This is a genomic window from Mesorhizobium sp. M7D.F.Ca.US.004.03.1.1 (assembly GCF_003998635.1).
In the GTDB taxonomy this organism is placed as follows: Bacteria; Pseudomonadota; Alphaproteobacteria; order Rhizobiales; family Rhizobiaceae; genus Mesorhizobium; species Mesorhizobium loti.
Genome location: NZ_RZQG01001183.1, coordinates 1 through 1566, shown reverse-complemented (window position 1 = coordinate 1566; position 1566 = coordinate 1). Strand labels below are relative to the sequence as shown.

Annotated in this window: 2 protein-coding genes; both read left to right on the top strand. The window is 67.6% G+C overall.

Annotated elements, in window-relative coordinates:
- Positions 1 to 878: 4-hydroxythreonine-4-phosphate dehydrogenase PdxA (gene pdxA / locus EN935_RS35335; RefSeq protein WP_127374191.1), on the top strand; the 878-nt coding region annotated here is incomplete at its 5' end.
- A gap of 10 nt (positions 879 to 888) precedes the next feature.
- On the top strand, positions 889 to 1566 hold a 678-nt coding region (gene rsmA, locus EN935_RS35330), incomplete at its 3' end, for a 16S rRNA (adenine(1518)-N(6)/adenine(1519)-N(6))-dimethyltransferase RsmA (RefSeq protein WP_127374190.1).

The window sequence follows — 1566 nt, the reverse complement described above, 5'->3', positions numbered from 1 at the left end:
CGCGTCTCCTCGGCATTTCGCTGCCGGTCGTCGAAACGACATCGGCGCAAGCGGCGCAAGTCTTTGCCCGCGCCTTGCCGATCGTTCCACTGACCACCCGCTGCATCGACAGCCCTGGCCGACCCGACCCGGCCAATGCGGCCGCCACCATCGAAGCCATCGACCGCGCCGTCGCCGACTGCCTCGCCGGCGAAGCCTCGGCCGTCGTCACCTGCCCTATCGCCAAGAAGCCGCTCTACGATGCCGGCTTTCGCTTTCCCGGCCACACAGAGTATCTGGCACATCTGGCGGCCCGGCACAGCGGCGTCCAAGCGATGCCGGTGATGATGCTGGCAGGCCCCGACCTGCGCACCGTTCCCGTCACCATCCACATCGCGCTGGCCGAGGTGCCGAAGGCACTGACCACCGAACTGATCGTCGCCACTGCGCGCATCACCGCCGCCGACCTCATCGGCCGCTTCGGCATCGCCCGGCCGAGGCTCGCCGTTGCCGGGCTCAATCCGCATGCCGGTGAAGGCGGCGCCATGGGCCTCGAGGACGAGCGGATCGTGCGCCCGGCGGTCGACATCCTGCGTGCCGAAGGGATCGACGCTTTCGGTCCGCTGCCGGCCGACACGTTGTTCCACGCCCGGGCACGGGCGGGCTACGACGCAGCCCTTTGCATGTATCACGACCAGGCACTGATCCCGGCCAAGGCGCTGGCCTTCGACGAGGCGGTCAATGTCACGCTCGGCCTGCCCTTCATCCGCACCTCGCCCGACCACGGCACCGCCTTCGACATCGCCGGCAAGGGCGTGGCGCGGCCCGACAGCCTGATCGCAGCATTGAAGCTTGCCCGACAGCTGGCCGACACAAACACGAAGGCAGTTGCCGCATGAGACCGCAGGCATGAGCATCGACGGGCTGCCGCCGCTGCGCGAAGTGATCGAGCGTCATGGCCTGCAGGCAAAGAAGGCGCTCGGCCAGAATTTCCTGCTCGACCTGAACCTCACCGGCAAGATCGCCCGCACCGCCGGCGACTTGTCCGATGCAACCGTGATCGAGGTCGGTCCCGGTCCCGGCGGGCTGACCCGCGCCTTGCTCTCCAACGGGGCGCGTCACGTCATCGCCATCGAGCGTGACGAACGCTGCCTGGCTGCCCTTGCCGAAGTGTCCGATCATTATCCCGGCCGACTGGAGGTTGTGTCCGGCGATGCGCTGAAGACGGATTTCGCGGCACTTGCCAGTCGAGCGGCCGGGGACGGCGGCCCGGTAAAGATCGTGGCCAACCTGCCCTACAACATCGGCACGGAGTTGCTGGTGCGCTGGTTGACGGTCAGCGATTGGCCGCCCTTCTACACCTCGATGACTTTGATGTTCCAGCGCGAGGTAGCCGAGCGCATCGTCGCACCCGCTGGCAGCGACAGCTATGGCCGGCTGGGGGTTCTTGCCGGCTGGCGGACGGAGGCGAGGATCGCCTTCGACGTACCGCCACAGGCATTCACGCCGCCGCCAAAGGTCACCTCCTCGGTGGTGCATCTGGTGCCGCGCCTGACCCCTCTGCCCGCCGAGGTGAAAAAACTCGGA